The following is a 3,520-nucleotide window of genomic DNA, read 5'->3' as shown; positions in this document are numbered from 1 at the left end:
CTTTCCCTGCTTTGCCTTTTTAAGAAGACCAAAGAATGATTTAAATGAACCATCTACTTCCTTCAGTATCTGCTGTGTCATATTGGAATTAAGCGTTCTATAATTATCAGACGACTTCAGAAGTGCATAGTTCTTCTCATAATTGAGATATTTGCCTTCTGCAAAGTAGTTTTGTCTGATGTTATAGATTGCCTGATTGGTAAGATTCGTTGCAATATGACATAATTCCTTGATGGAACGATAGTCTTCCTTAGACAGATGCTTTACCTGCTGCTTGACTGTAAGATACATATATTTAGCCTCCTTTCTACAGATTTAGAAAAAAAGCTTCCCATATATTTTATACTCTCACTATTCCAAAATTTCTCAAACAAATTCATCATCGGCATTTATTACCCACCTATGTTTTATATTGAGATGGGGGTTTCTGCCGTTTCTTTAGATAAATTTGTTTTCTCGTAAATCCTTTAATTTAGAATTAACCTTTTATGGCTATCTTTATTACAGAAAGATGTTATAATGAAATAGGAAGAGAACATTAGCACCTGCCGATTCTCTTCAACTGCCTCATGCCAGTGACCTGAACGCTGGCTTTTTTTGTTAGAAAGGGTGATTATGATGAAAAGATTAGCACATAGAGGGTATAGTGATTTATTTCCAGAGAACACAATGTCTGCTTTTGAACAAGCAGTCAATTCTTCATTTGAAGGGATAGAAACAGATGTACAGATGACAAAAGATGGCGAACTTCTGTTACTACATGATGATAAGATCAATCGTACAAGTAATGGTAAAGGTGTTTTAAGAAATATGACATTTAAAGAAGCACGTCAATATAATTATAATAATAAGATGGATATCACAGAACAGATTCCTACGCTTGATTCTCTCTTGACATTGCTTGATTCTACCGATAAATTATTGAATATAGAAATCAAGGATACTGTATCTAGTGGTCTTGAAGAAAAATTAAGAGATGTGATTATGAAGCATCATATGACAGATCGTATTTATTTTTCTTCTACAAGTCTAGAAAGATTATTAAATATGCGTGCTTTAATGCCTGATTCTTATTGTGCTTTAATCGTACTAAGAGGTTATAAGAAGTGTAAACAGCAGGTGATTGATCATCATTTAGATGGTATTCATAGTCGTTATTCTTATTTGACACATGAAGAAATAGTAGATTTAAAAAGTAGACATATTAAAATAGGTGCCTGGACAATTAAAGAAAAAGAACAGTATGACTTCTTTAAGAAAGAAGATATTGATTTTATATTTGCGAATGGATTATTTGAAGAGGATAAATAATGAGATTAGATAAATTTTTAAAGTTATCACGTATTATTAAGAGAAGAACATTATCTAAAGAAATAAGTGAGGCATCACGTGTTAAAGTAAATGGTAAAGTTGCTAAACCTGCCACTAAAGTGAAAATTGGTGATGAAATAGAAGTCAGCTTTGGACGTACTATCTTAACAGTGAAAGTATTGATGCTTAAAGACCATGTATTAAAGGATGAAGCATCTTCTCTTTATGAAATTATTAAAGAAGAAAAAGTAGAAGAAGAAACTATTTACTAAGAGCCTTTTGTAAGGTTCTTTTTTTAATGGCAGAATAATGGTATAATTCGATTAGTTAAGGAGTTGACTCGAATGGCTAAAAAGAAAAGAAAAATGGGTAATATATATGGAATTGTCTTTCTTATAATTTCTGTATTTCTTATTTATACTTTATATGCAAAAGTACAGCATATTAAGACTGAAGAGGCCACTTATCAGAAACTTGTTGTACAAAAGAATGAATTAAAGAAAGAAAAGGCAAAACTCGCAAAAGAAGTAGATAGTTTAAATGATAGTGATTATGTAGTACGTTATGCGCGTAGTCATTATATATTTTCTAAAAATGGTGAAGAAGTGATTATTCTACCGGAAAACAAATAAGCATGTGCTTATTTGTTTTTGTAAGGAGATAGTATGTTTCAAAAGATTTATAATAAATGTAGAGATAAAAATATAATTGTTTATCTTCCTGACGATTATTATCAAAGTGAAGAAAGATATCCTATACTTTATATGAATGATGGTCAGAATGCCTTTTTTGATGATCAGGCTTATATTGGTGTCAGCTGGGGTATAGAAGATTATTTAAAGAAAAGTGGTTTAAAGGTTATTGTAGTAGCTATTCCCTGCGTCTTTAGTGAATATGGTCGTGCAAGTGAATATGGTCCCTGGGATGTTGACAGTGGTGTCTTAATGCGTGATGAGTCTCATGAGCTCATTAAAGGAACTGGAGAAGAGTATTGTGAATGGTTGATTCATGATCTAAAACCATATATAGATGGCCGTTATCGTACATTAAAAGATGATACGGCTATGGTAGGGAGCTCTTCTGGTGGAGTAATCACTGCTTATGCCTGTATGAAGCATCCAGATGTATTTCATAAGGGTGCTGCATTTTCAACTGCCTATTGGCTCTATCAAAAGGAATTTATTGATTTAGTGAAGACAAGTGACCTAAGTGGAATTGAACGTTTTTATTTTGATGTAGGTGGGAAAGAAGGTTATGATGATGACTCTTTGAGTCAGGATTATTTATGGTCTAATAATGAAATAGAATATTTAATAAGACAAAAAGGAATTGACTATATGTATCGTGTCTTTGAACATGATGTGCATAGTGAAACCTGCTGGAGAAAAAGAGTACCAGTCTTTATGTCTTATTTATATGGAGGAGGAAAATATAAGTAACTAAATATATTGAATATTGTGATTAAATGTGTTCAAACTCACTCAAAGGAGAGCATTAGAATGAACACATCAAATATCACGAATTTTAAACAAACGGATTTTATTGACTTTTAGGCGTATCTGTTAAGATATTATAACGGTGAGATAGAGAAGGAACTTTGAAGGCAAACCGACCCCAAACTTATAGGCATTATTATACTTATAATCATCATTTACTAGATCAAGTTGCATTTTTAAGATATTTTTGTAATGCGAAAGAACTATTGTAGACCAGTGTATTGGAGATTATGGAAACCGCGTAACGATTTATTAGATGAAGTAATGGAACAAAAAATTAAAACCATAATTTGAATACCCTCAGACCACAGGTTAGTGAAAAAAATATTTTTAACGCCTAATAAACGGTGTTCATGAAGCTGAATTTGATGAATAAATTTTCCATCTATTCTATAATGAGATTAGAAATCAGATGGAGTACTCATGCAGGATATTATTTCAATATTCCATGTGTTCTCCTGTAGGTTGCAAAGGGCTTCGTAAGTATAAAAAACTGATAGAAAGGGATGAGGAAATTGCTGAAGAGCTTCAAGGCGGAAATAAATCCAACAGAGGAGCAGAAAGTCAGGATTCGTAAAACAATAGGTACTTGCAGATTTATCTATAATTTCTATCTTGCTCATAACAAGGAACTTTATGAAAGTGGCAAAAAGTTTATGAGCAGCAATCAGTTTAGAGTATGGCTTAACAATGAGTATCTTCCGAGTCATCCA

Annotated in this window: 6 protein-coding genes; 5 read left to right on the top strand and 1 reads right to left on the bottom strand. The window is 32.3% G+C overall.

The features are described 5' to 3' along the window. On the bottom strand, window positions 1-291 hold a 291-nt coding region (locus tag EAI80_RS12460; RefSeq protein ID WP_202976647.1), incomplete at its 3' end, for a hypothetical protein. Window positions 292-615: 324 nt separating this feature from the next. Between EAI80_RS12460 and EAI80_RS12455 the strand changes: the two genes are divergently transcribed. From EAI80_RS12455 to EAI80_RS12430, 5 genes are all read left to right on the top strand, one after another. Then, the gene (locus EAI80_RS12455) at window positions 616-1,311 is read left to right on the top strand and encodes a glycerophosphodiester phosphodiesterase family protein (protein ID WP_129982294.1); all 696 of its coding nucleotides are present in this window, start codon (window positions 616-618) and stop codon (window positions 1,309-1,311) included. Continuing rightward, entirely contained in the window at window positions 1,311-1,583 is a 273-nt protein-coding gene (locus EAI80_RS12450) for an RNA-binding S4 domain-containing protein (RefSeq protein WP_006505749.1), read from the top strand. Before EAI80_RS12455 ends, EAI80_RS12450 begins: the two co-directional genes overlap by 1 nt. A 72-nt stretch (window positions 1,584-1,655) precedes the next feature. Beyond that, a complete protein-coding gene (locus tag EAI80_RS12445; protein WP_129982293.1) occupies window positions 1,656-1,943 on the top strand; it encodes a septum formation initiator family protein in 288 nt (95 codons plus the stop codon). A gap of 33 nt (window positions 1,944-1,976) precedes the next feature. Then, window positions 1,977-2,750 carry an alpha/beta hydrolase-fold protein gene (locus EAI80_RS12440; RefSeq protein WP_129982292.1) on the top strand — a complete coding sequence of 258 codons (774 nt, stop codon included), beginning with the start codon at window positions 1,977-1,979 and terminating at the stop codon, window positions 2,748-2,750. Window positions 2,751-3,313: 563 nt separating this feature from the next. Continuing rightward, a partial coding sequence (locus tag EAI80_RS12430) for a helix-turn-helix domain-containing protein (protein WP_153188263.1) occupies window positions 3,314-3,520 on the top strand: 207 nt, incomplete at its 3' end.

It is taken from the genome of Catenibacterium sp. co_0103, assembly GCF_004168205.1.
GTDB lineage: Bacteria > Bacillota_I > Bacilli_A > Erysipelotrichales > Coprobacillaceae > Catenibacterium > Catenibacterium mitsuoka_A.
Note: the sequence above shows the minus strand (reverse complement) of the source record. Positions and strands in the feature narration are given on the sequence as shown.

What these genes read in the sequence shown, in the direction of transcription:
- EAI80_RS12445 (WP_129982293.1), top strand. Translation starts at nt 1,656, where the DNA reads ATGGCTAAAAAGAAAAGAAAAATGGGTAATATATATGGAATTGTCTTT.
- EAI80_RS12455 (WP_129982294.1), top strand. Translation starts at nt 616, where the DNA reads ATGATGAAAAGATTAGCACATAGAGGGTATAGTGATTTATTTCCAGAG.
- EAI80_RS12440 (WP_129982292.1), top strand. Translation starts at nt 1,977, where the DNA reads ATGTTTCAAAAGATTTATAATAAATGTAGAGATAAAAATATAATTGTT.
- EAI80_RS12450 (WP_006505749.1), top strand. Translation starts at nt 1,311, where the DNA reads ATGAGATTAGATAAATTTTTAAAGTTATCACGTATTATTAAGAGAAGA.